This is a genomic window from Bacteroidota bacterium (assembly GCA_017303975.1).
In the GTDB taxonomy this organism is placed as follows: Bacteria; Bacteroidota; Bacteroidia; order JAFLBG01; family JAFLBG01; genus JAFLBG01.
The window spans coordinates 24,997-50,304 of record JAFLBG010000005.1 but is presented as its reverse complement, the minus strand read 5'-3'; the positions used below and the strand labels follow the sequence as shown (position 1 = coordinate 50,304).

Sequence of the window (25,308 nt, the reverse complement as noted above, 5' to 3'; positions counted from 1 at the left end):
GAATTACTTTTCGTAAAAGTGCATTTCTTTGATGTACTTATAAACGGCATCCGGCAGCATATATCGAACATCTTTTTTTTCTTTAATAGAATTTCTGATAAAAGTAGAGGAGAGCTCCATGAGTGGAGCGCCAATCATTTTTACATTTTTATGATTTTGCAAATTGCTCGCGGAGGCCTCTTTTCTGGGATATATATATAACTCGTAATTCTCTAGAATAATTTCATAGTTTTTCCATTTGTGAAAAGTATCTAAATTATCGCTCCCCATAAGCAACACAAATTGATGCAAAGGGTGTTTTTCTTTTAAATATGTTAATGTATGTATAGTATATGAAGGCTGAGGTAATGAGAATTCTATATTGCTGGCCTTTATTTTTAGATTATCTCCAATTGCTTCTTTTACCAGTTGCAACCTATGTTTGTCATTCAACAACGAGCTTTTTTCTTTTAAGGGGTTGTGCGGAGAAACAACTAACCAAACCTCATCTAAATCGGTAAACTCTGCCATGTGGCCAACAATTACCATATGCCCAATATGCACAGGATTAAACGACCCAAAGAATAAACCAATTTTCACGTTGTTAGATGTATACGTTTTTAATTATTAAATCATTTTTAATGCTCTTTCTAAATCTGCAGGTGTGTCTATCGAAATACTTTCGAAATTCGTAATTGCCACTTTTATTTTGTACCCGTTTTCAAGCCATCTCAATTGTTCTAAAGATTCTGCTTTTTCTAGTTTTCCCGCAGGTAGGCTAACAATTTCTTTAAGAATATCGCTTCGGTAGCCATAAATGCCAATGTGTTTAAAGTAAATATGATTATTTATCCATTCGTTTTCTTCTATCCCACGTAGATATGGTATTGCCTGTCGACTAAAGTAAATCGCATTATGTACATTGTTTAGTACTACTTTAGGAATAGTAGGATTAAATAAATCGGACGAATTGTTTAATTTTTTTGCGAGTGTAGCAATTTCGACACGTTCTGAATCAAAGCAGCTACACAACATATCTATTTGTTCCGGATTAATAAAAGGCTCATCTCCTTGTATATTTATTACAACATCATATTCTTTTTCTCCCAGTTGAGTAAGTGTTTCAAAACATCTTTCTGTGCCACAAGTGTGCTGTTCCGATGTCATTACAACATTTCCTCCAAATTGGGTTATGTGCTCTGCAATACGAATGTCGTCTGTAGCAACATAAACAGTACTTAGCAAATTTGATTTTAAACATTGCTCGTACACCCTTTGTATCATGCTTTTTCCGGCAATGTCAATTAAAGGTTTTCCCGGAAATCGGGTAGAAGCATAGCGAGCAGGAATTATTCCAAGTATTTGCATACCTAAAAATAAGATAATAAAACAAGTTTACTTACTCCAAAAGAGTATATTCAAGTATTGTTTATTAACCTATAAACTATTATATTAGATTCGAAACGATAAGAAATAGCCAAATGAGAAGAATAATTACATTCTATTTTCTACTAAATTTTTGCGCAAGCTTTGCTCAGGATATCCATTTTTCGCAATATTTGCAATCTCCATTAACCATGAATCCTTCTATGGCAGGTGCTAGTAAGGACATTCAGGTAATTGTAAATTATAAAGATCAGTGGCGCAGTGTTGCTTCTCCCTATAAAACGTATGCAGTATCGGCAGATGGCAAGTACTCTAGAAAGGGTTGGGAGAAAGGCTTTTTGGGCTATGGAATTAATGTTTTTAGGGATGTAGCTGGAGATGCCAATATGGGAACTACACAAGCAAATATTTCTGCTGCTTACCATGTTTATACTTCTGCCAAAAGTACATTAGGCGCAGGTTTGCAAGCAGGGTTTGGACAAAAAAGCATCGATTTTTCTAAGTTGCAATGGGGCAATCAGTACGATGGAAGTAAATACGACCCTAATCTACCAACCGGAGAACCTGTTGGAAGTAGTTCATTTATATACCCGGATTTTGGTGCAGGTGTAGTTTGGAATTATGGAACTTCGCAACGAACAATAAGCTCTAACGATGGAATTAAAGCAAGCATCGGAGCATCTATTTACCATGTTAATAAACCTCGGACTTCCTTTTATAGTGCAGCAAATGATAAGTTGTATCAGCGCATAACAGTGCATGGTATGTCTGAAATTGGAATTAAGAATACCAACGTGTCTCTTATTCCTAGCTTTTTGTATAACAGACAAGGGCCATCGCAAGAAATTATTCCAGGTTGTGCGGCACGTTATATGCTTAAAGAAGACTCTAAATATACAGGCTTTGTAAAAGGTGCTGCCGTTTCATTAGGCGGATTTTATCGGTTTAAAGATGCTTTTGTAGTAACAAGTATGTTGGAGATTGCAAATTATGCCTTTGGAATTTCGTATGATGTAAATACATCTTCGCTGAAAGAAGCAAGTTCAGGACGAGGTGGTTTTGAAATTTGTTTGAAATATGTAAATCCAAGCCCGTTTGCATACCGTTCTAAACCTAGCTTTTAATATTTTTTAAGCTCCCATAAATTCTTTTTTTCGACTTTTTTAGTCTGATTTTGCGTTAAGTAAATAGTATGGTTATTCTATATGATTTACCATTTCTAATTGCGACCTTTGCATACTCGTATGATTACCAAACCAACCATAGATTTGATATTGGATGCCGCTCGGGTGGAGGAGGTAATAGCTGATTTTATTACACTTAAAAAACGAGGTGTAAATTTTATTGGAAATTGCCCTTTTCACGATGAGAAAACACCTTCTTTTACGGTGTCTCCGGTTAAGGGTATTTACAAATGTTTTGGTTGTGGTAAAGCCGGTAATTCAGTAAATTTTGTGATGGATCATGAGCAAATGTCCTATCCAGAGGCATTACGCTACCTTGCAAAAAAATACAACATAGAAATTGAAGAAGAGTACACCAAAGATTTGGATGTGCTTCGAGAAGAGCAAACAGAGCGCGAAAGCTTATTTGTAGTAAACACATTTGCACAAAATTATTTTAGCGAACAACTACTTACCACTGACCTTGGAAAGTCCGTTGGGCTTGGGTATTTTAAAGAGCGTGGCTTTACGGAGGAAACAATTAAGAAGTTTCAGCTCGGAATAAGCCCTGACGATAGAAAGGCATTACTAAATGCAGCCCTGCAAGCAGGATATAAGCTAGAGTATTTGATTAAGACAGGATTGGTAATTGATGGAGAGAGGGGAGCTTTCGATCGTTTTTTTGATAGGGTGATGTTTCCAATTCATAATGTAACGGGCAGAGTGCTTGGTTTTGGAGGCAGGATATTAAAAACCGACAAAAAGGCGGCTAAATATATAAACTCGCCAGAGTCGGATATATACAACAAGAGCAAAGTTTTATACGGTTTGTTTTTTGCAAAAAAATCAATCGTGCAAGAAGATTCTTGTTTTTTGGTAGAGGGTTACACCGATGTAATATCAATGCATCAGGCAGGAATAGAGAATGTGGTGGCTTCGTCCGGCACATCACTTACGGTAGATCAAATTAAACTGATAAAACGCTACACCAATAATATTACCATTTTGTACGATGGCGATTTTGCTGGTATCAAAGCTAGTTTCAGAGGTATTGATATGATTTTGGAAGAAGGCATGAATGTAAAAGTGCTGCTATTCCCCGATGGAGAAGATCCAGATTCGTATTCAAAAAAGACGGGCAAAGATGAGCTGAAAAATTTTATCAAAATAAATTCGAAAGATTTTATTTCTTTTAAAACATCCATTTTATATAAGGATGCAGCTAACGACCCGATTAAAAAGGCGGGGTTGATACACGATATTGTGGAGAGTATTGCGCGCATTCCTGATTCTATTACTCGGTCGTTGTATGTAAAAGAGTGTAGCAGATTAATGCACTTGGAGGAGCTTGTGTTGATGAACGAGCTGAATAAGGCAAGAAGAAAAATATCATCAACTAAACAACAAAAAGAAAACGCTTCTGAAAAACAGGTGGCTTCGGATGTTTCTAGTTTGCCCGAGAATATAGCTTTCGAAGAAATTGCAACTTCCTCCAAATCTCTGAACCTAAATGAGTGCGAATTTCAAGAGAAAGATATTATACGGTTATTGCTCGTATATGGTGGTTCAAAAGTTTCCTTTGAAGTAGATGATGATCCTGAGAAAACAACAGAATTGCAAGTTGCAGAATGGATTGTACACGAGCTGCAGCACGATGGTATAAAATTCGAAAACGATAGCTATCAAAAGATATTTGATTTGTTTGCGGTTAAGTCCATGGAAGAACTAACAAATTCTTTCTTTACTAATCACTCGGATAAAGATATAGCTACTGTTGCTATCAGTTTAATTAGTTCTCCGTACGAGTTGAGTTTGAACTGGGAACGGCACGGTATTATTGTTCAGAAAGAAGAAGGTGTTTTACGCAAGTCGGTACAAAATGCCATCTACTCTTTAAAATCTAAAAAGCTTGAATTGATGATTCATGCAATTCAAGATAAAATAAAAACAACAGAAAACACGGACGACTTAATGGATTTGTTGGCCGAGCAACAACAGTTATTAGAAGCCAAAAAGGCTTTTAATGCCCTATTAGGAAGAATAATTACTAAATAGTTTTAGTGTATTCTATAAGCGAGAAGTTGTATTTGTTTTTTTCATCCTGCACATAGTCTCTTTTTTCAATTTGTTTCCAACTACTTGTTATTTCTGGGAAAAAAGCATCTGCCTCAAATGTACCGTCAACATGAGTTATATAAAGAGTGTCTGCTATATCTATTGTTTGTTTGTAAATTTCAGCCCCACCAATTATGAATAATTCTGATTCTCCTTTTTGTTTGGCTATTTCAATGGCTTCTTGTACAGAGCTCGCCACTATTGCTCCCGGAGCGTTGTAATTAGGATTTCTGGTTATTACAATATTTGTGCGATTGGGCAGAGGTCGAAATTTTTCGGGGATTGATTCATAGTTTTTTCGCCCTGTTACAATACAATGTCCTGTTGTTTTTTCTTTAAAAATTTTCATGTCGGCAGGCAAGTGCCATAGCAAATTGTTGTCTTTGCCGATTGCGTTGTTGGTGGCTATTGCAGCAATTAAGCTTATTTTCATTGTGGCAATATTGGTTTAATGGTATTCAATGTCTATTGTATGATGAAGTTAGTAAAAGAAAATTGTTTTGACTTTGTTTTTCAATTTCTAATGTTAATAAGTATCAAGTGAGGCACAATAATTGTGTATGCTAGTTTTATAAATTGCAAGAGAGATGCATAAGTACATAAAATACCTAGTTCCATTATTATTGTTGTTTGTTTCTTTTACTGCAAACGACAATGCGAATCATCCTGTTTTAAGCACTATCAATGATAGGTGGGTAGATTCTGTTTTTTCCAAATTAACTCCGGACGAACGTATAGCGCAGTTGTTTATGGTTGCGGCTTATTCTAATAAGGATAAAAAACACGAAGAAGAAATTTTAAAACTTGTAAAAGATCAAAAAATAGGTGGACTTATTTTTTTTCAAGGAGGCCCGGTGCGTCAGGCTATATTGACCAATAAATATCAGAAAGCAGCTAAAGTTCCACTACTAATTTCTATTGATGGAGAATGGGGGTTGTCAATGCGATTAGATAGTACACCTCGTTTCCCTAGACAAATGGCACTTGGTGCAATTCAAAATGATACACTTATTTATCAAATGGGGCAAGAGATAGCCTACGAATGCAAGCGATTAGGTATTCATATTAACTTTGCTCCCGATGCAGATGTGAATAACAATCCATTAAATCCTGTGATTGGTAGTCGTTCCTTTGGAGAGAATAAAGAAAACGTAGCTAATAAGTCCATTGCGTATATGAAAGGAATGCAGGACAATCACATTCTTGCTACAGGTAAGCATTTTCCTGGGCATGGAGATACCGATAGTGATTCTCATAAAACATTGCCCGTAATTAATCAATCTGCAGAGCGCATAGACAGCCTAGAGTTATACCCGTTTAAGAAATTAATAGAGCAAGGGTTGGGAAGTATAATGGTTGCCCACTTATTTGTTCCATCTCTAGATTCTACAGCTAACAAGGCATCTACGCTTAGTAAATATATTGTTACCGATTTGCTTAAGAATAAATTAAATTTTAAAGGACTGATTTTTACTGATGCATTGAATATGAAGGGTGTAAGTAAATTTTATGAGCCCGGAATGGTAGATGTGAAAGCGCTTATAGCCGGAAATGATGTATTGTTATTTGCAGAAAATGTTCCAAGGGCGATAGAAGAAATTAAAAAAGCCGTTGAGCGAGGTGAAATTACACAGGAGGAGATTGATATGCGCTGTAAAAAAATATTAGCAGTAAAGAAATGGTGTGGCTTGGATAAAATTAAGCCTATTAAATTGGAGAATCTGACAACCGATTTGAATAATAGAAATGCAGAACTGGTAAATAGAAAATTAGCAGAAGCATCCGTTACGATATTAAAAAACAAAAGCGAATTAATTCCACTTAAAAATTTAGATACCTTGCGGATTGCAGCAATATCAATAGACAACGGGCAAACAAATGTTTTTCAGAACGTACTAAAGAACTATGCAAAAGTTGATTTATTTGCAATTGATAAAGATGCACGAAAAGAAAATTACGATTCATTACTAAGCAAGCTAAAAAAGTATAATACGTTTATTGTAAATTTTTCGAGTGTTAGCAATAGTCCCAAAAAGGATTTTGGACTGACACCACAAACAGAATATTTGCTTAAAGTACTTCGTCAGCAGAGGATGGGACGTGTTGTGTTGAATATATTTGCAAACTCCTATATTCTTGGAAAATTTAATGAAGCAGAGAAAGTAGATGCTTTGTTGATGTCTTATGAAGATACTTATTACATGCAAGATGCATCGGCTCAAATTATTTTTGGAGGCATTAGAGCAAATGGAAAACTTCCTGTTTCTGTGAGTGATTATTTTAAGCAAGGCGATGGTATTACAAGTGCAAAATCTGTGCGATTAAAATATACGATTCCTGAAGAGTTTGGTGTAAAGGAGTTGCAGTTGGCCAGGATAGACTCTATCGTATTGAATGGTATAAAGGAGCATGTGTATCCGGGATGTCAAGTTTTTATTGCAAAAGAAGGTAAGGTGCTTTACAACAAATCTTTTGGTTATCATACCTACGAAAATAAGACCCCTGTTAGAAATACGGATGTATATGATTTAGCGTCTATTACTAAAATAGCATCCTCTGCTATTGCAATGATGAGTCTGGTAGAAAAAAAAGGAATAAACTTAGATGAAAAGCTATCTACTTATTTGCCGGAGTTAGTTGGAACAAACAAGCAAGATATAATACTTCGAGAAATGCTTACCCATCAAGCCGGATTACCCGCTTGGCTTTTGTTTTGGCCTAAAACAATGAGTAAGGGAGAATACAAAAAATCAATTTACAGCTCTACTCAAACAGATTCGTTTCCTGTTCGGGTGGCAGAAAATTTGTATATAACAAGGTCCTACTCGGATAGCATTTACAATGCAATTGTAAAATCTCCACTTGGAGAAAAAAAATATAAATACAGTGATTTGGGATATTATTTTTTGCAACGAATTATCGAGAAGGATACTCAAATATCTATAGACAAGTACAATGAAAGAATGTTTTATTCCCCGCTTGGCTTAAGTACTTTGGGATATAAACCAAGAGAAAAAATAGATGTAACCAATATAGTACCAACGGAGAACGATACTAAATTTAGAAAACAATTGGTAGTTGGTGATGTTCATGACCCTGGAGCTGCTATGCTGGGAGGAGTTGCAGGTCATGCAGGTTTGTTTTCGAATGCGAATGATTTGGGGATTTTAATGCAAATGTTGTTACAAAAAGGAGATTACGGAGGTAATAGATATTTAGATTCTTCGGTTGTAAATGAATTTACAAAATGCCAATATTGTGTAAGTAATAGACGTGGGCTTGGATTTGATAAGCCGGAAACCGACTCGGCTAAAGATAGTCCCGTATGTGATTGTGTGTCGTATTTAAGTTATGGACACACCGGATTTACTGGCACCATGACATGGGTTGATCCTGCAAGTGAATTGGTATATGTTTTTTTGTCTAATAGGGTTTATCCTAATGCAGATGAAAATAAATTAGCAAAAAGTGGTATTCGGAATTCTATATTAAAAGTTGTTTATCAATATTTGAATTAGCTTGGAATCATTACTTACCATAGTTATCCCATCTTATAATGAAGAACAATCGTTAAAGCATTTGCTGCCCACTGTTTTGGCGTTTTCTAAAAAACACAACTTTTCTCTAGTTGTTGTAAACGATGGTTCTACGGATGCAAGCAAATTGGTGTTAGATGCATTTCTGTTGGATTATCCAATATTTAGAGTAATACACCACAAGGTAAATAGGGGATACGGAGGTGCTATAAAATCGGGAATTGAAGCTTGTGCTTCCAAGTATGTAATTACAATTGATGCAGACGGACAACACAATTTAGAGGATATTGAAAAAATGGTATCTGTTTTAAAATCGACAGATGCGGATATGGTTGTGGGAAATAGAGCCGGTGGATATAATCATAGATTTCGCGAAACCGGGAAATGGATTATTCGAAAAACAGCTAAATTTTTAATGCCACTTCACATAAAGGATTTAAATTCCGGAATGAAGTTGTATTCTGTTCCAATGGCAAAAAAATATTTGCACTTGTGTCCCAATTCAATGGCATATAGCGATATAATTACATTGATATTTATCAGTCAAAAACATTTAGTTGTTGAAACACCTATCACCATCAATCAGCGCATGGCAGGTAAAAGTACAATTGGCATTAAAACTGCTTTTGATACCATTATGGAAATATTAAATATTGTTATGTTATTTAATCCAATGCGTATTTTTTTAACACTCTCTGTTCTTATTGCACTGCTGTCGTTGGCTTGGGAAATTCCAATTTTTTTAAGAGGCAACGGATTAAGTGTTGGAGCTTTGCTCGGCTTTACTGTATCCATATTTCTTTTTTTGTTAGGCTTAATAGCCGAACAGTTAGGGCTTTTAAGGAGATTGGTTATAAATAAAGACTGATTTTTCTATACGCGATAAAGCTGCGCTGTGTTTAGATTACAAGCACTCCCAAATAGTTTTTTTATTTTGATGTGCGATTATCCAAGCCCTTATATCAATCACTTCCTTTAATAAATTTATTTTCGGGTTGGCTAAAATTTTCTCTGTGTATGGAACAACTTCATCCGAAGTTAAATCGTATGTTTTTAGTATATATTTAAAAATGGATATTATATTTTTTTCAAACTCATCGTATTGATTTAGTTTTTTAAATACTCTTTTCGCCTTATCTACATCTAGGGCCAGTAAATCGAATTTGCCTGTTTCGTACAAGCAAATCAACTTAAGAAGGTTGTATGAATAGTTTGAAATAATATCGAAATCGGATTTTTTGGTATCATCAATGGTATTTAACCATAATAACGCATTGTTAAATTTGTTTAAGTAGATGTACGATTTTATTAAATTGAATTTTATAAAAAACTGCCTGTTGTATGCCACATAATTTTGATACGTTTCATAGGTCTCTTCCGCAAACTCAACTGTCTTTAATAATTCGTTTTTTTGTTTGTTGTTGATGTGGCTGTTTAGTTTATTTACAATCAAAGAAGGGTATACAATCGATTTGATATGATCTGAGTAAGGTGAATCGGAGTTAAATAAATCTTCTAGTTTTTGTGTAATGGCATCAAATTCTTTGTGTCTGTTGGTTAGCCTCTCTGTATTGCTTAAATTGTGCAGGGCACGAACATACTCTTGTATTTTATTTTCTTTAAGTGTAGGATTTTTTTCAAATAACTCGATTAGCTGTAACTGACATTCATAGGCTTTTTCCGGTATGTCGGAGATTATATAAAAAGCTGTTAAGCATTTTAGTTGCTCAATACGAGTGATATTGAAAAGAGGTGTGTACTTATTTATTTTTTCAATGGTGATTTTATCTTTCTCAACAGCTGATAGTAGCTTGTTGTTTTTTAAACGATGTATTTTAAGCAAATCTTCGTATAGCAGCGAAAAGTAGGATATGTGTTTAGACTCAACTGATAATCGGTAGTTTTCTTTTGCTAACTCTTTTTTGTCATACAGCTTGCTTTGAAAGAAAACAGACAAATCAATTAAACGAGTGTTTATTTGCATACACTCACTAATTAAATCTCCTGAAAGTGCAATCTCTTTTGCTTCTAATAGCTTTTTAGTGGCTTGAAAAACCAATCCTTTTCGAATAAGGATTTCAGCTTCGTTGCGTGTATTTATTACCTCAATTGTAGGATGTTGAGATTTGTCGTATATTTTCAATGCCTCTAAAATTCTGTTGTATAGGTATTTTTTTACAACGTGCAGGGCTTGGGTATACTCTGTTTTATTTAAATTTTCTTTAACTACATCTTCGTTATAGATTTTTTGTTTTTCAATTTCATCAAAAAGCATAAGGTATTTATTCTCCTTGCCCGCAATCCCCATCGAAAATCTTTTAAAATAGATTTTTTCATTTTTTGATAGCTTCTTAATAAGGTCGAATAATTCTTTAGATTCCTTCATTGCTTTACATGCATGTTTTAATTAGCAATATAAGATAGCCAGTTTTTGGTCGTTTTTCAAAAAAAGAGAGAGCTCTTCACATCTTTGTCAATTTGAAAAGCAATTTCTCTTAAATGGATTGTTGCTGTTTTTTCGATGCCTTTACTTGTATCATTTGCTTCGGTTACTTAACCATCCCATAATATAGGGTTTAAGTATGTTGTAAGTAGTTGATAGCCAGCGGCAAAAAATTTGTCTAATTAATTAGCATAGAGCTTTAAACTCTATAACTTTAAACTTTTAATTTTTATACCGTATGCATTTAGCACAAGATTTTAGCGAGCTTTTTACACTTGCATCATTAATTAGTTTAATTACCCTCTCTCTATTGGAGATTGTACTTGGTATAGACAATATTATATTTATTTCTATTGTAGCAAACAAGCTGCCTCGCGAACAGCAAGCAAAGGCTAGGTCGGTAGGATTAATGTTGGCTTTGGTTATGCGTATAATATTGTTGTTTAGTATTTCGTGGATAGTAGGCTTAAAAGAACCATTGTTTGAGGCATTTGGATTTGAAGCTACCGGAAGAGATTTAATACTTTTTGCAGGAGGTTTGTTTTTGTTGGTAAAAACAACTACCGAGATTCACAACAAAATTGAAGGAAATGAAGAGAGTGGACCTAAAATTAAAAAGGTAGCATTAAATGCCATCATTACTCAAATTGTATTTATTGATATCGTGTTTTCGTTCGACTCTATTCTAACTGCCGTAGGCTTGGTGTCTAATCTTTTGGTTATGATTTTAGCTGTAATAATTGCAATGGTTATCATGCTTATTTTCTCGGAAAAAGTAAGTGATTTTATAAATAACAATCCTACCATTAAAATGTTAGCACTTGCATTTTTGCTGATGATAGGAATGTTATTGGTGTTGGATGCTGCACATATTCATGTTCCTAAGGAGTTTGTTTATTTTTCCATGGCATTTTCTTTGTTGGTAGAGTTTTTAAATATTCGGTTAAAAAGAAAAGAGGAAAGGCGCAGAAATTCCTCCAATGAGAGTAATTAGTGGTAAATAATTCAATACAAAATAAGTAGGAATGAATATAAGTTTAGTTGGGATACATGCTCTTGTTTGTGGCAGTACGCAGGGTATTGGAAAGGCAAGTGCAATAGAGTTGGCCAAATTGGGCGCTAAGGTAACATTGTTGGCACGCAATAAAGAAGCATTGGTGCAGACTTGCAAAGAGCTTGATACAAGTGCCAATCAAGTACACGATTTTATAGTGGCAGATTTTTCCAATATAAATGGGTTGAAAACAAGCCTAGAGGATTATATTAATAAAGGAAATTCCATTTCCATCTTGGTAAACAATACAGGGGGGCCTCCTGCAGGGCCTATCGCAGGCGCAAAAATGGACGAGTTTTTGGTGGCATTTAATAATCATTTATTGTGCAATCACTTGTTAGTTCAATTGTGCATTGATGGCATGAAGAAAAACGGCTACGGTAGAATTATTAATATTATTAGTACTTCGGTAAAGCAGCCGCTAAAAGGGTTAGGTGTGTCGAACACGATAAGAGCCGCAGTAGCCAATTGGAGTAAAACACTTTCTTTAGAATTAGCTCCATACGGAATTACCGTAAATAATGTATTGCCAGGAGCTACACGCACGCAAAGGCTAGAAACAATTATAAGTAATAAAGCTCAAAAAAATAGCGAGTCTGTAACCGCAGTAGAGCAGGAGATGTTGAGCGAAATTCCTATGAGTCGTTTTGCCGAAGCATCTGAAATAGCTGCTGCTGTTGCATTTTTGGCTTCGCCCGCAGCATCGTATATAAATGGAATCAACCTGCCGGTTGATGGGGGTAGAACAGGTTGTTTGTAGCACCCTTTATTACTACACTAATATTGCCTACCTTTGCGCTTTAGTTTAAAAAAATATGATTTCGGTAAGTAATGTTACAGTAGGTTTTGGTGGTACATATTTGTACGATGGTATATCATTTTTAATTAATGCCCGAGATAGAGTTGGTTTGGCAGGCAAGAACGGTGCCGGCAAATCTACTTTGCTTAAAATACTGGCAGGCCAACAAAAGCCCGATTCTGGGGAGGTTGGCAAGCCTAATTCTTTTACCATAGGCTATTTGCCTCAAGAGATGCATCATAATTTAGGCAAAACTGTTTTTGACGAAACGTTTACTGCATTTGATGAAGTAAAGAAAGTAGAAAACAGAATCAGCGAAATTAATCATCAGTTAGAAGTGCGCACCGATTACGAGTCGGATAGTTATATGCAGATGTTAAATGAGCTGAATGATTTACACGATAGATTAAACGTACTGGATGCAGATGGATTGCAGGGAGAGATAGAAAAAACACTTTTGGGGTTAGGTTTTGAACGTAAAGATTTTACTCGATTGATGGATGAGTTTAGCGGTGGGTGGCGTATGCGAGTTGAGTTGGCAAAATTGTTGTTGCAAAAACCTTCTATTTTATTGTTAGATGAGCCAACCAATCATTTGGATATTGAATCAATTCAGTGGCTAGAAGATTTTTTAAAAGGTTATTATGGCGCTGTAGTGCTTGTTTCGCATGATAAAGCATTTTTGGATAATATTACATCGCGAACATTAGAAATATCATTGGGCAAGTTACACGATTACAAAGCTAACTACTCCAAGTATTTGATATTAAGAAAAGAGCGCAAGGACACACAATTGGCAGCAGCCAAAAATCAACAAAAATTTATAGAAAAAACAGAGCAACTTATAGATAAGTATCGAGCAAAGGCTAATAAAGCTTCCTTTGCGCAATCGCTTATAAAAAAGTTAGATAAGATAGAAGTAATTGAAGTGGATGCAGATGATAATACATCCATTAAATTTCAATTTCCGCCCGCACCTCGCTCCGGAAAGGTTGTTGTAGAAGCAATTGATGTAAAAAAACAGTACGATGCTAAATTGATTTTTAGCAATGTTAATTATACGATTGAGCGTCAAGAAAAAATTGCTTTTGTAGGACGTAATGGAGAGGGGAAATCTACCATGTCTAAACTTATTGTAGGCGAACAAAAATATGAAGGCACTTTAAATTTGGGTGCAAATGTAGAGATTGGGTATTATGCACAAAACCAAACAGAGATATTGGATGGAAACAAAACCGTGCTCGAAACCCTTGATGAGATTGCTGTTGGAGAAGTGAGGAAAGGTGTTAGAAATATTTTGGGTTCGTTTTTATTTAGTGGCGATGATGTAGATAAAAAAGTAAAAGTGTTATCGGGTGGAGAAAAGTCTCGTTTAGCAATGTGCCGATTGTTGCTTCAACCCTATAATTTATTGGTGTTGGATGAGCCTACCAATCACTTAGATATAAAATCGAAAGAAGTATTAAAAAATGCTTTGCTCAAATACGATGGTACGCTTATTGTTGTTTCTCACGATAGAGATTTTTTGCAAGGTCTAACAAATAAGGTGTTTGAGTTTAAAAATGGAAATGTAAAACAATATTTTGGCGATGTGAATGAGTATTTGCAAACCAGAAAAATTGATACGCTTAACGATTTAAATACAAAGCAAAAAGAACAAGCTGCCGCAAAACAAGCTCAAGCAAAGGTTTTGGTTGATACTGCACCAAAAGACGATAAGCAAAAAGAAATAAAGCAATTGCAGAATCAATTGGCCAAAAGCGAAAAAAATATTGAGCAGTTAGAGGCTCAAATAAAAGAGTTTGATGCAAAGCTTGCCAACCCTAACGAATATCAAGCAGTTTTAGCCAACAAAGAAGAATTTGCTAAATACGATATGCTGAAAAAATCGCTTGAAGCGGAAATGTCGCAATGGGAAGAGGTTCAAAAAAAATTAGACCAATTAACCTAAACAGGTGTTAGTTTTTTAATGCCGAAACTTGCAGTGTGTAGTATCTTTTTAAAACCGGCAGTAAGTATTTGAAAACACTAATAAAAGTTTCTTTTGAATCAATCTCAAAAGGAATGGTAGTGTTAAGCACTCCAATTGTGTTTTCTCTTAAATCAGTTGTTCTGTCTGAAAAGTATTGTTTTTTTACATCACTAACTTCATAGTTTATTTTTAGAATATACCCCTCTTTCCCAACAATAAAAGCTTCTCCAATAGAACATCCTTGAGCGGAATCGCTTTCCATGAAATCAGTAATTGCTCCTACATAGAATCCTTCTTCGGATAACTCTTGTAAAACAGGATAATTAATGTAAGTGCTGTTTTTTAAATTCAACAATTTTGAATCAGCTAGAATATTTTCGTTCCCAAAAAGAATTGATTTGGTAAAAATATTTCCTTTGCTGTCAATTAGTGAAGTTGTAAAGTTTTTATTAATCTCGGTTGATTTAAAAAATGATGACATTGCATTGGCAATCATGCTTCCTAAATTTTTAGTTACTGCAATTGTTGATGTATTCATGGTTTTTGTATTGATTTATGTGAAAGTTACCATCTAAAAAAAGGGAAGTCCAACCAAAAAAACGCTATTATTACAATTCAAAAGTGAGGTTATTTATTTTAAGTGTCTGATAGTCAGCAATTAATATGGTTTTCGGTGAAGCAATTAAAGCATCCCAAATTAATACATATACCCAAACAATTCGTTCCCAAGAATGTCTAACCCGGATATCCGCTCTCTAAAAATGATGTGATTTAGGTCGTTTTTAGCCTCTAATTGCTTCTTTTTTGCAGAAAATGAGTTTTTGGGAGATTCCTTTACCCTTTTTCGCTTGTTTTGTAAGGTAGAGGGTGAATGCTTTGTTTCCACTGTGTGTTTAGATTTTTTCATATGTGTAAATATTGTTTTATGGTAATATGATATAGGTGTGTTATTCTTATTTGTAGTTATTTGAATAAATGGTGCTGTGAAAAAATAACTGTTTTGTTCTACCACTAATTAACACGTAAACCTTAAAAAATAAAAACAAAAAAAACGGAATTGTTGGATTTTGGTAATTAGAGAAAAAAATATTTATACGTGCACTTCAAGCACGAAAGCCTTGATAAAAGCACAATTTGAATGCACAAAAAAATGTGAATTCTTAAGAAAATTAGGTGGTGTTTCTTACAAAAAAAGTTTAGCTTCAACTTTTTCCTACATAATTATTTCATCGCCCTCTTTGTTCGTAAAGCGATATTCTAAAAAGTGGTAAGATGAAACACCTTTTATTCGAATATTTTTTTTGTATTTGAATGCCCATTTCCTTTTTAGTGATAATAGGCCTTTGGTAATATATGCCTCTATAAATGGGTGTACACAAACTGTTACAGTAGCTTCTTTATTTTGTATAAGTATATTGCGTAAGCTGTTTTCTATTTGATCGATTAATAATACGCTCGCTTGAATTTCTCCGGAACCGGCACAGGTAGGACATTTTTCAACTGTTACAATATTCATTTCAGGGCGTACGCGTTCACGTGTTATTTGCACCAACCCAAATTTACTTGGAGGTAAAATATTGTGTTTGGCTTTATCCGTGCGCATTTCGTCCTTAATTTTTTGATACAGCACTTTTCTGTTTTCAGGAGAATGCATATCAATAAAATCAACTACAATAATTCCACCCATATCTCGAAGCCTTAGTTGACGGGCAATTTCTGTTGCTGCTTCTAAGTTTACTTGCAACGCATTTGATTCTTGCCCTTCCGACCCGGCTCTGTTACCGCTATTTACATCAATAACATGCAGTGCTTCTGTGTGCTCTACTATTAAGTACGCACCAGATTTCATGGTTACTGTTTTTCCAAAAAGAGCTTTTATTTGCTTATCAACATTAAAGTTGTCGAAAATAGGAGTTTGACCTTTATACAAGCGCACCATTTTTTCTTTTTCGGGAGCAATGGTTTGCAAATATTCTTTTACTTCTTCGTATGTTCTTTCATCGTTTACGTGAATACTATTAAATGATTCGTTCATTAAATCGCGTAAAATAGAATTTACTTTGCCAATTTCGCCTAATACTTTGTATGGGGGTTGTGCAGTTTTTAAATTTTCAAAACACTCATTCCACTTATTTACCAAGTCTTTTAAGTCGGCATCCAATTCAGCTACACTTTTGTTTTCGGCTACGGTACGAATAATTACGCCAAAATTTTTGGGCTTAATGCTTTGTATTAAAATTTTCAACCGGTTGCGTTCTTCAGCTTCTCCAATTTTTTGCGACACAGAAATTCGTTCCGAAAAAGGAGTTAGCACTAAGTATCTACCTGCAATAGATAATTCTGTTGTAATTCGTGGTCCTTTGGAGGAGATAGGTTCTTTTGCAATCTGAATTAAAATGTGTTGTCCGGCAGATAATACGTTGTTTATTTTTCCGTCTTTAGGAATATCTTCTTCGTTCTTAAAGTACATTAGATTGGAAGTGGTTTGCTTCCCGGTTTGTACTTGTTTTACGTACTTATTTAACGATCCGGCCTGTGGCCCCAAGTCCAGGTAATGTAAAAATGCGTCTTTCTCGTATCCTACATCTACAAATCCGGCATTTAATGATGGTATAACTCTTTTTACCTTACCTAAAAACAAATCGCCTACTAAAAAATTGTTGTTCTCATTTTCTTTATGAAGTTCAACAAGTCTTTTATCGCTTAATATGGCAATGGTAGTTTCTGTATCGGTTACATTAATTATAAGTTCGTTGTTCATACATCTTCGGTTTTAACACTACGGCACACTCATACTTTTATAAAAGCTAAGCCTGTTTAACCGCAGCGCACACAGGTTTAGCCAAAGAGCATACAATGCTCAATGTAAACAAATAACAATAACTACAGTGCTTTCGGCATGTAGTTAATAAACAAAAGTTAAGGATTAAGTTGAATATAGCACTTTAGAGAAAAATACTCTAAAGTGCTATAGAATGATTGCTACCTATTTCTTTTTATGTCGGTTTTTTCTCAAACGTTTTTTGCGTTTGTGGGTAGCCATTTTATGTCTTTTTCTTTTTTTACCGCTTGGCATAATCTAACTGTTTTTTAATTTGTTAATATAATTTTCAATTTCGTTTTTTATAGTAATGTCGTTTACTCTGTTTTTATAATTTTCGAGCGCAAATATAGCTTCTTTTTTATTACCAACCTGCTCGTAGCAGTCCGCAAGATATAAATAAGCTTCTAAATATTCAGCATTTATTTTTAGCACTTTGTTAAATCGGTCTATTGCCTTGTCAAACTGGCCTGATTTTACGGCAAATAGCCCCAAATTAATGTGTGCGTCAATAAAAGTAGAATCTTGTTGCACAACTTCTCTTAAAAGGGTAATACCTTTCATTGGTTCAGGGGTGCTTTCTACGTAACATACTCCCAATCCGGTTTTGGCTTCTAAATTATTGGGATTTAGTTCAATTGCTTTGTTTAATATACGTATTGCGCTGCTATATAAAGCAGGGCGCATATCTTCTTTAGCAAAACCTACTGCACGGTAATACCGAAGTCCGGAAGTAGTGTAGTAGCCCGATGTGTTTTTTTTATTGGCAAGCTGTTCGGTGTAGTACGATGCAATTACCGGCATTTTTTTAGCATCCCAAAATGCAATTAGCGAATCGTAGTTGGCTTGATTTGCCTCCACATTTTTAGAAAACGCACCTATTTTTTCTTTTTCGGCTGCAGATAGAACTGCGACCGAAGCTTTAATTATTGAATCGAAGTTTAGAGAAAAATCGGAGGTAGTGGTATGGTCATGAGAATCTTCTACCTTTTTTAAAGAAGGTTTAGTGTTGGCAAAGTAAAGTGCAATAAAAAGTAAGGCTAGTGCAATAACCAACCAAAATAAACCAGATCCAATTCGCATTAGTTGTCTTCTGCTACTTTTACATTATTTTTTACTTTATCAGTAAAAATTTTAGCCGGTTTAAATGCCGGAATGAAGTGTGCAGGAATAATAATAGCGGTGTTCTTAGAAATATTTCTGCCAGTTTTTTCTGCACGTTTTTTTACGATAAAGCTGCCAAAGCCTCTTAAATAAACGTTTTTGCCGGTTACTAATGAATCTTTTATCGATTTCATCATAGATTCAACAACAGTTTGAACCTGTAATTTCTCAATTCCTGTCTTCTCAGAAATCTCGTTAATGATGTCTGCCTTTGTCATTTTGTAATTAATTAATTATTAATACCTTACAAATATACTAATTTTTAAATTAACTGAAAATTAGTATGTTAAACAAAAATGGGACTAATTTGTTTGTTCTAAAAATGCGATTACACTTTGATTTCTAGGGAGTTAATAAAATGGTACGAAAAGCATAAGCGAGACTTGCCTTGGCGGGCAACTCGCAATCCTTATTTAATTTGGTTGTCGGAAATTATTTTACAGCAAACACGGGTAGAACAAGGGTTGCCTTATTACTTAAAATTTGTAGAGAATTTCCCGACTGTTGCCGATTTAGCAAAAGCTTCGGAAGAAAAATTATTAAAATTATGGCAAGGATTAGGTTACTATTCTAGAGCGCGTAATTTGCATTTTGCAGCTAAAACAATTGTTAAAGAGCACAACGGAGTTTTTCCGACAACGTATTCGGAGATTAAAAAATTAAAAGGAGTTGGAGATTACACTGCCGCTGCAATTGCTTCGTTTGCATTTGACGAGCCATACGCAGTTGTAGATGGCAATGTTTATCGCGTATTGTCCAGATTATTTGAAATAAATACTCCAATAAATAGTGCAACCGGCAAAGTAGAGTTTATGAAATTGGCACAAGAGCTGTTAGATGTAAAAAATGCTGCGTCAAATAATCAAGCCATTATGGAGTTAGGGGCAATGGTTTGCAAACCAAAGAATCCATTGTGTTCAAGCTGTTGTGTGCGTTCGTATTGTTATGCGTTTAAAAATAATTCGGTGCAATTGTTCCCTGTTAAGGAAAAGAAACTTAAAATTCGTAACAGGTATTTTTATTATTTGGTTATTACAGATAAGAAAAACAATATTATTTTAAATAAACGAGGTGCAAATGATATTTGGCAAGGGTTGTACGATTTTCCGCTAATTGAGCATACGGAATCAAAGCCAATTGAAAGTGTATTGACTTCAAAAGAATTTAAGAAAACTCTTTCCGGTAAAAATGTGGTTAAAAAAATCTCTACTTATTTTTTACATCAATTAAGCCATCAAAAAATACATGCTAAGTTTATAGAAGTGGTTGTTTCAGATTGCTCTAAAATTTCTTTCGAAGAAAACAATCGAATTGTTTCACTAAAAAAAATAAAAAACTACGCAATTCCTCGACTTATTGAGAAATACTGGAAAGAGCGCAGTTAATTTATTTTTGTTTCCTAAGCCAAATTTTTTCTCCCACTACAAATATTTTATTTTTCGGCAGTTTGTTTTTTTTGCAAATAGCTTTTATAGTAACAGCGTATTCTTGCGAAATGCGGTGTAGTGATTCCCCATCTTTTACAACATGAAACGGGATTTTGCTTTTTCTTCTTTTTACCCCTAAATAAATTTTTTCTCCCTCTGATAATATATAGGTAGAATCGCAATCGTTGTAAGAGTATAATTCAGTGAGGCTTATATCAAATTCTTTTCCGATAGAATAAAAGGTGTCGCCTTTTTTTATGGTAATGTATTTTACTCGATTATTTCGTTTTACTTCATGCGTTGGTGTTAGGTTTGAATTTGAAGTAGGCTTGTGTTTGCTGTTGCTATCCAGTTGATACAGTTTGTAATTCTCAATAATGTTAATAAGTTTATCGCTGTATTTTGGGTCGGTGGCGTATCCGGCTTTGCTCAAGCCTTTTGCCCAGCCTTTGTAATCGGTAGTTTTAAGTTCAAATAGAAATGCGTATCGCTGTCTTGTTTTTAAAAAAGCGGTGTGGTCTGAGTACGATTCTAAAACGGTTTTATATTTTCTAAAGCACTCGTCTTCTGCATCATCGTCTTGAATAAATTTTTCTCCTGTCCAGTAGTTATGGCATTTTATTCCAAAGTGGTTATTGGCATTTACCGCAAGCTTACTTTTGCCATAACTTGATTCTAGTAATCCTTGTGCTAATATAATACTAGCAGGAATGCCATGCGCTTTCATTTCTTTTATGGCATCATTTTTGTAATTTTTTATATATTGCTCTGCATCTTCATTGGTTTGGTTTGTAGAGAATAAAAAAAATGCAGATAAGAATAGTGGGATTAAAAATAAACCTCTTAGGGAAATGGGTTGCATACGTGCTATCTATATTTTTTAATCAACTCTTTGTTGCCGTGCGTTCCTCCTGTGTGTATTGCGAGAATGGAACTTCCCGGTTCAATTTTGTTTTTCTTAATCATATCAAAAATACCAAACATCATTTTTGCTGAATACACCAAATCTAATTCGATGCCGAATTCTTGTTTAAAATAAAAATAAAAATCAATTAGTTGGGTATTTGCATTTCCATACTTTCCAAAAGTATAATCGTTGTTTAGTTCCCAGTTAATTCGGTTTGGGGGCATAAGGAAACTCTCAACTTGTTTTTCAAGCCATCCGGATTGCTGCAATACACTAATTCCAATTACCTTTTGTTTGTTATTGCTCGCATTTATTATTCCTGCAAGCGTTGCTCCTGTTCCAACAGCGCATGTTATATAATTATACTCTTGATGAGATTCAAGTAAAATTTCCTCACATCCTTTTACAGCAAGTGTGTTTGAGCCACCTTCGGGCAATGAATAAAAATTTCCGAATTCTTTTATTAGCTGCGAAATAAATTCCGGAGTGTCTTTTTTTCTATACTCTTCCCTTGATACAAAGTGCAATTGCATTCCATTGTTGTGTGCATCTTTCAAAATACTATTCGAGTCGGGATTTAATTCTTCGCCTCTAATAATGCCAATGGTTTTGAAGCCTTCCTTTTTCCCTGCAATTGCAGTAGCTAAAATGTGATTAGAAAAGGCACCTCCAAAAGTAAGCAGTGTAGCTAGTCCTTCAGCGAACATTTTTTCAATGTTATATTTTAATTTATAGTGCTTGTTGCCTCCTGGAGTGTCTGGTTTTTCTGTTAGCAGAACAGATAGTTTAATTTCTTTTTCAACTAGGAAAGGAGAGTTTATATTTCTAACCATCTTTGCAAAGATAAAAATAAGTGTATCCTTTTTGTTTAAAGATAATTCTCTGAAATGCAAAAGGCGGAGTCGTATAAATACGACTCCGCCTTTTGTAGTAGAAAAAATTATTTATTGAATTATAACCCGCTTTGTAGATGTAGTTCCTGAATTGGTTATAACTACCATATACAATCCTTTAGGTAAAGTGTTTAAGGATACAGTGCTCATATTTTGCTCTATAGCTTGTGTGTAAACAGTTGCACCTGTGTTATTGATAATGGTAAGTGTTGCATTGTCAAGAGTTGAGTTTACCTCAACGGAGAAATTTCCGTCATTAGGATTTGGATATAGTCCAAAATAGCTGGCAGTTTCTTCTTCAATACCTGTGCACAATACAACACTTAGTGTATCTTTTACCATAAGTGAGCATCCATTGCTATCGGTATAGGAATAATTTATAACATGATTTCCTAATCCAGCGGCTGACACGTTAAAATAATCATTTGTGCTGTTTACAAATGAACCAGAGTAAGTTCCTCCTACAGGGCTACCTCCTTGAAGCAGCGCTCCAAATGAAGTTGAGCAAAGTGTATCAGGAGCTACATTGAATACTACCGGAGGTAAATTGTTTACCGTGATAGTAATATTTACCGATGCGGAACAACCTACAGAATCTAAAGCAGTAACACTGTAGTTGGTTGTTGCAGTAGGCATAACTGTTATTGGATTTGTAGTTTGATTGTTAAACCAAACATAAGATATTCCTCCGTTAGCAGAAGAGGCTGTAAGTGTTGTAAATTCTCCTTTACACAAAACAGAATCGGATGCAGAAACTCCCGAAGCTACTTGAGCTACTTGGTTTAGTGTAATAGTATCCATTGCCATACAGCCAACAGAATCCATCGCAGTTACGTAGTAGGTTCCTGCCATTAAGTTTGCAAGTGCTGCTGTTGTAGCAGTGTTGCTCCACATAAAAGAGTATGGCATAACTCCTCCATTTGCTGCAGCTAATACAGCGCCATTGCTATCTGCAAAACAAACAACATGTGTTTGAGTTAGTGTAAGCGTAAGTGCCGAATCTCCTGCAATTGTATATTGAGCGCTAGCTGTACAACCTTCTCCGTCTGTAACAGTTACATTGTACATACCAACAGTTACACTATCAATATCTTCGGTCATACTATTGTTGCTCCATAAAAATGAATTGTTGCCATATCCACCGTTTACGGTAATATCAATCATACCGTTGTTTATACCGTTACAAGTAGCATTTGCAATAGAATCGGTAATTGTTATTGGCGACATTAGTTCATTTACATTCACGGAATCCACGCCTACACAGTTGTTGATGTCTGTAATAGCTACATAATACATTCCTCCTGTAAGTTTATTTAGGTCTTCTTTCGTATCGCCTGTACTCCATGAGTATGAATAAGGTGCTGTGTTTCCGGAAACAGTTAAATTAATAGAGCCGGAAGTGTCTGCATAGCAAGCATCTTTAACAATAAAATTAAAGTTGAATGCTGTGGGTTGATTAATTGTGTCTGTTATAACAAGCGTACAATTGTTTGCGTCTTTTATAGTAACCTGATATACGCCTGCGCTAAGTGTATTAATATTTTGTGTGGTAGAACCATTGCTCCAAAGGAATGTGTGTGGAACAACTCCTCCAAAAACACCTAAGTTAATTACTCCACCTACACCACCATTACAAACTACATGAGTTACTGATGTAGTTGCGCTTAATGCAGAAGGAGATGTAATTACATAATTTAGAACTGATGTACAGCCTTGTGAATCAGTAATAGTAACATTGTAATTGCCGGAAGCTGCTCCACTAATGTTTGCAGTAGTTGCTCCATTATTCCAAGAGTAAGTATATCCTGGTGTTCCGCCTAAAGTTGAATATAGAGTAATAGATCCATTTTGGTTTCCAAAGCATGTTAAATTACTTACAGTTGCACTAGCTGTTATAGCTGTGTTTTGGGTAAGTGTGTAGTTTTTTACCAGCGTACAAGCGTTTCCGTCTGTAATCGTAACAGAGTAACTTCCTGCTGCAACACCTGATACATCTTCTGTGGTAGCACTGTTGCTCCACATGTAAGCATATCCGGCTGTTCCGCCAGTAGCAGAAAGGTTTATGCTGCCGGTAGTTGCACCAAAGCAAATTACATTTGCTACCGATGCACTAGCTGTTAAAGCCGATGCCGGTTCTGTAATGCTGGTGGTAAATGTTTGAGTACAAGCATTTGCGTCTGTTACTAATACTGCGTATGTTCCTGCACCAATAGATGTTAAATCTTCTGTAGTGGCTGCATTACTCCAAGAATAGCTGTATTGAAGTGTTCCTCCTAATGTTGTAATATTAATTAACCCGTTTGTTCCTGCCTTACACGAAACATTGTTGGAAGATGTTAATGAAACAGTTAACGCAGCGGGTTGTGTTATTGATTCAGTAAATAAATTAGAAACACATCCGTTTTTGTCGGATACAAGAACAGAATAGGTCCCCACTCCTAATCCTGATATAGTTGAAGTGGTAGAACCATTGCCCCACAAATAAGAATAAGGTGCACCTGCTCCTCCCGAAGGAGTAGCAACTAACAAGCCGTTAGAAAGACCATTGCAGCTAATATTACTTTTTGTAAAGGAAACCGCAATTACTGAAGGTTGTGCAACATTTACGGTAAATGATTGTGCACATGGTACGGCATCTGTAACACTTACTGTGTATGTTCCCGCTGATAAACCTGTTGTAGTATTTGTGATAGATCCTGTTGACCATGCATAGTCGTATAAATTTATAAGATTTACAAAGCTGGCTTTGTCTGAAGATGTTGTGGTAACTGACCATGTTCTGGCAGATGAAAATTGAAGTGTTTTTTCATTGTAGGTTCCCGTTGCTACATATAGTTCTTTTTCTTGCGGATCCGGTAATAGGAAACTTGTGCTTGTTAATTTTCCACCACTGTATAAATCATTTACAGGTAGCTGGTATCCTTGTGTTGAAGATACTTCTGCACTTCCAATAGATGAACCAAAAAATATTGCATCAACTGGAACAGTGCTATTTGTAAGAGATGCAGTGCCAACGTTAAACACAGCTATTCCATCGGCATTTGCTCCTCCATTTCCTAATACATTGTTTTGTGCTGTTCCAATTCCTCCATCCCCATTGTTTACATCGTTAAAAATAGATCGTACAATTGTTCCGGAAACATTCATTGAAGAGCCTCCAACATATACAACATCGCCAACATTAACTTTTCCTGCACTTATCTCAAACGCATACGTAACTAAGCCTCCTTGGGTCCAACCACTTGCATTTGCTATACCGTTGTTAGAAAATATTACCGTGTAAGGGGTTGTAGCAAAATTAATTTCTTTCGTTGCAAGTAGTTCAACGTACTCGTATGGAGCATCTGTACCTTGAGGATTTGCTAAGAATTCAGAAATAATTAAGCCAGGGCTGTTAGTTCCGTATGGTGTTCCTCCGCCTGCTGTAGCTGTTATAGCTCCATTAGTACCACCATTACATGTTATAGTGGTAGTAGCAGAAGATAGCGTAATGCCACATTGTGCTTGAAGTTGTAAGTTGCTGAAAAATAATACAGCAAGGATAAATGTGTAAACTCTTTTCATTTGTCTAATTTTTATTTCTTAATTGTCGTGTGTCATAGCCGGTTTGTTATTGGTATTTATGTTTAATACAAACGAGGCTATTTCG

General features: G+C 35.2%; 20 protein-coding genes. 8 read left to right on the top strand and 12 right to left on the bottom strand.

Annotated elements, in window-relative coordinates; genetic code table 11:
* Window positions 1-3: 3 nt before the first annotated feature.
* The gene (locus tag J0M08_03130; GenBank protein MBN8702029.1) at window positions 4-579 is read right to left on the bottom strand and encodes a nicotinate-nucleotide adenylyltransferase; all 576 of its coding nucleotides are present in this window, start codon (window positions 577-579) and stop codon (window positions 4-6) included.
* 27 nt (window positions 580-606) lie between these two features.
* Window positions 607-1,347, bottom strand: coding sequence for a 3-deoxy-manno-octulosonate cytidylyltransferase (gene kdsB / locus J0M08_03125; protein MBN8702028.1), 741 nt, complete (start codon window positions 1,345-1,347; stop codon window positions 607-609).
* 113 nt (window positions 1,348-1,460) lie between these two features.
* Here kdsB and J0M08_03120 point away from each other — a divergent pair, with 113 nt between their 5' ends.
* Window positions 1,461-2,489 carry a PorP/SprF family type IX secretion system membrane protein gene (locus tag J0M08_03120; protein ID MBN8702027.1) on the top strand — a complete coding sequence of 343 codons (1,029 nt, stop codon included), beginning with the start codon at window positions 1,461-1,463 and terminating at the stop codon, window positions 2,487-2,489.
* 120 nt (window positions 2,490-2,609) lie between these two features.
* Window positions 2,610-4,583 carry a DNA primase gene (locus J0M08_03115; protein MBN8702026.1) on the top strand — a complete coding sequence of 658 codons (1,974 nt, stop codon included), beginning with the start codon at window positions 2,610-2,612 and terminating at the stop codon, window positions 4,581-4,583.
* On the opposite strand, the gene J0M08_03110 is transcribed toward J0M08_03115, so the two are convergent.
* Window positions 4,576-5,076: a dihydrofolate reductase gene (locus tag J0M08_03110; GenBank protein ID MBN8702025.1), complete on the bottom strand. Its 501-nt coding sequence runs from the start codon at window positions 5,074-5,076 to the stop codon at window positions 4,576-4,578. The two genes, J0M08_03115 and J0M08_03110, sit on opposite strands and share 8 nt — an antisense overlap.
* Before the next feature lie 154 nt (window positions 5,077-5,230).
* Here J0M08_03110 and J0M08_03105 point away from each other — a divergent pair, with 154 nt between their 5' ends.
* Window positions 5,231-8,161 (top strand): serine hydrolase, encoded by a 2,931-nt coding sequence (locus J0M08_03105; protein MBN8702024.1) that lies wholly within the window; start codon window positions 5,231-5,233, stop codon window positions 8,159-8,161.
* A gap of 1 nt (window position 8,162) precedes the next feature.
* Window positions 8,163-9,047 (top strand): glycosyltransferase family 2 protein, encoded by an 885-nt coding sequence (locus J0M08_03100; protein ID MBN8702023.1) that lies wholly within the window; start codon window positions 8,163-8,165, stop codon window positions 9,045-9,047.
* Window positions 9,048-9,083: 36 nt separating this feature from the next.
* Here J0M08_03100 and J0M08_03095 read toward each other — a convergent pair whose 3' ends face one another.
* The gene (locus J0M08_03095; protein ID MBN8702022.1) at window positions 9,084-10,565 is read right to left on the bottom strand and encodes a hypothetical protein; all 1,482 of its coding nucleotides are present in this window, start codon (window positions 10,563-10,565) and stop codon (window positions 9,084-9,086) included.
* A 295-nt stretch (window positions 10,566-10,860) separates the two neighbouring features.
* Here J0M08_03095 and J0M08_03090 point away from each other — a divergent pair, with 295 nt between their 5' ends.
* The 3 genes from J0M08_03090 to J0M08_03080 are packed head-to-tail and all read left to right on the top strand — an operon-like array spanning window position 10,861 to window position 14,426.
* On the top strand, window positions 10,861-11,616 hold the full coding sequence (locus tag J0M08_03090) for a TerC family protein (protein MBN8702021.1): 756 nt from the start codon (window positions 10,861-10,863) through the stop codon (window positions 11,614-11,616).
* Window positions 11,617-11,647: 31 nt separating this feature from the next.
* A complete protein-coding gene (locus J0M08_03085; GenBank protein MBN8702020.1) occupies window positions 11,648-12,436 on the top strand; it encodes an SDR family oxidoreductase in 789 nt (262 codons plus the stop codon).
* A 55-nt stretch (window positions 12,437-12,491) separates the two neighbouring features.
* Window positions 12,492-14,426 (top strand): ABC-F family ATP-binding cassette domain-containing protein, encoded by a 1,935-nt coding sequence (locus tag J0M08_03080; protein MBN8702019.1) that lies wholly within the window; start codon window positions 12,492-12,494, stop codon window positions 14,424-14,426.
* A 7-nt stretch (window positions 14,427-14,433) separates the two neighbouring features.
* Here J0M08_03080 and J0M08_03075 read toward each other — a convergent pair whose 3' ends face one another.
* The 5 genes from J0M08_03075 to J0M08_03055 form a co-directional block, all read right to left on the bottom strand.
* Window positions 14,434-14,985 carry a hypothetical protein gene (locus J0M08_03075; protein MBN8702018.1) on the bottom strand — a complete coding sequence of 184 codons (552 nt, stop codon included), beginning with the start codon at window positions 14,983-14,985 and terminating at the stop codon, window positions 14,434-14,436.
* A 159-nt stretch (window positions 14,986-15,144) separates the two neighbouring features.
* The gene (locus J0M08_03070) at window positions 15,145-15,354 is read right to left on the bottom strand and encodes a hypothetical protein (protein MBN8702017.1); all 210 of its coding nucleotides are present in this window, start codon (window positions 15,352-15,354) and stop codon (window positions 15,145-15,147) included.
* A gap of 306 nt (window positions 15,355-15,660) precedes the next feature.
* Window positions 15,661-17,208, bottom strand: coding sequence for an Rne/Rng family ribonuclease (locus tag J0M08_03065; protein ID MBN8702016.1), 1,548 nt, complete (start codon window positions 17,206-17,208; stop codon window positions 15,661-15,663).
* A 318-nt stretch (window positions 17,209-17,526) separates the two neighbouring features.
* A complete protein-coding gene (locus tag J0M08_03060) occupies window positions 17,527-18,351 on the bottom strand; it encodes a tetratricopeptide repeat protein (GenBank protein MBN8702015.1) in 825 nt (274 codons plus the stop codon).
* Complete coding sequence (locus J0M08_03055) at window positions 18,351-18,650, bottom strand: integration host factor subunit beta (GenBank protein ID MBN8702014.1); 300 nt, start codon at window positions 18,648-18,650, stop codon at window positions 18,351-18,353. Before J0M08_03055 ends, J0M08_03060 begins: the two co-directional genes overlap by 1 nt.
* Window positions 18,651-18,767: 117 nt before the next feature.
* Here J0M08_03055 and mutY point away from each other — a divergent pair, with 117 nt between their 5' ends.
* Window positions 18,768-19,817, top strand: coding sequence for an A/G-specific adenine glycosylase (mutY, locus tag J0M08_03050; GenBank protein ID MBN8702013.1), 1,050 nt, complete (start codon window positions 18,768-18,770; stop codon window positions 19,815-19,817).
* Between the two features lies 1 nt (window position 19,818).
* Here mutY and J0M08_03045 read toward each other — a convergent pair whose 3' ends face one another.
* The 3 genes from J0M08_03045 to J0M08_03035 all read right to left on the bottom strand — a co-directional run bounded on the left by J0M08_03045 (window position 19,819) and on the right by J0M08_03035 (window position 25,223).
* On the bottom strand, window positions 19,819-20,721 hold the full coding sequence (locus tag J0M08_03045; protein ID MBN8702012.1) for a glucosaminidase domain-containing protein: 903 nt from the start codon (window positions 20,719-20,721) through the stop codon (window positions 19,819-19,821).
* Window positions 20,722-20,726: 5 nt separating this feature from the next.
* A complete protein-coding gene (locus J0M08_03040) occupies window positions 20,727-21,599 on the bottom strand; it encodes a pyridoxal-phosphate dependent enzyme (GenBank protein MBN8702011.1) in 873 nt (290 codons plus the stop codon).
* A gap of 111 nt (window positions 21,600-21,710) precedes the next feature.
* Entirely contained in the window at window positions 21,711-25,223 is a 3,513-nt protein-coding gene (locus J0M08_03035) for a T9SS type A sorting domain-containing protein (protein ID MBN8702010.1), read from the bottom strand.
* Window positions 25,224-25,308: the final 85 nt, after the last annotated feature.

Excerpts from the sequence above, each read along its gene's own strand:
- J0M08_03075 (MBN8702018.1), bottom strand. The coding sequence starts at position 14,985 with ATGAATACATCAACAATTGCAGTAACTAAAAATTTAGGAAGCATGATT.
- J0M08_03060 (MBN8702015.1), bottom strand. The coding sequence starts at position 18,351 with ATGCGAATTGGATCTGGTTTATTTTGGTTGGTTATTGCACTAGCCTTA.
- J0M08_03115 (MBN8702026.1), top strand. The coding sequence starts at position 2,610 with ATGATTACCAAACCAACCATAGATTTGATATTGGATGCCGCTCGGGTG.
- J0M08_03040 (MBN8702011.1), bottom strand. The coding sequence starts at position 21,599 with ATGGTTAGAAATATAAACTCTCCTTTCCTAGTTGAAAAAGAAATTAAA.
- J0M08_03120 (MBN8702027.1), top strand. The coding sequence starts at position 1,461 with ATGAGAAGAATAATTACATTCTATTTTCTACTAAATTTTTGCGCAAGC.
- J0M08_03035 (MBN8702010.1), bottom strand. The coding sequence starts at position 25,223 with ATGAAAAGAGTTTACACATTTATCCTTGCTGTATTATTTTTCAGCAAC.
- J0M08_03070 (MBN8702017.1), bottom strand. The coding sequence starts at position 15,354 with ATGAAAAAATCTAAACACACAGTGGAAACAAAGCATTCACCCTCTACC.
- J0M08_03080 (MBN8702019.1), top strand. The coding sequence starts at position 12,492 with ATGATTTCGGTAAGTAATGTTACAGTAGGTTTTGGTGGTACATATTTG.
- kdsB (MBN8702028.1), bottom strand. The coding sequence starts at position 1,347 with ATGCAAATACTTGGAATAATTCCTGCTCGCTATGCTTCTACCCGATTT.
- J0M08_03090 (MBN8702021.1), top strand. The coding sequence starts at position 10,861 with ATGCATTTAGCACAAGATTTTAGCGAGCTTTTTACACTTGCATCATTA.
- J0M08_03095 (MBN8702022.1), bottom strand. The coding sequence starts at position 10,565 with ATGAAGGAATCTAAAGAATTATTCGACCTTATTAAGAAGCTATCAAAA.
- J0M08_03105 (MBN8702024.1), top strand. The coding sequence starts at position 5,231 with ATGCATAAGTACATAAAATACCTAGTTCCATTATTATTGTTGTTTGTT.
- J0M08_03055 (MBN8702014.1), bottom strand. The coding sequence starts at position 18,650 with ATGACAAAGGCAGACATCATTAACGAGATTTCTGAGAAGACAGGAATT.
- J0M08_03065 (MBN8702016.1), bottom strand. The coding sequence starts at position 17,208 with ATGAACAACGAACTTATAATTAATGTAACCGATACAGAAACTACCATT.
- J0M08_03045 (MBN8702012.1), bottom strand. The coding sequence starts at position 20,721 with ATGCAACCCATTTCCCTAAGAGGTTTATTTTTAATCCCACTATTCTTA.
- J0M08_03110 (MBN8702025.1), bottom strand. The coding sequence starts at position 5,076 with ATGAAAATAAGCTTAATTGCTGCAATAGCCACCAACAACGCAATCGGC.
- J0M08_03085 (MBN8702020.1), top strand. The coding sequence starts at position 11,648 with ATGAATATAAGTTTAGTTGGGATACATGCTCTTGTTTGTGGCAGTACG.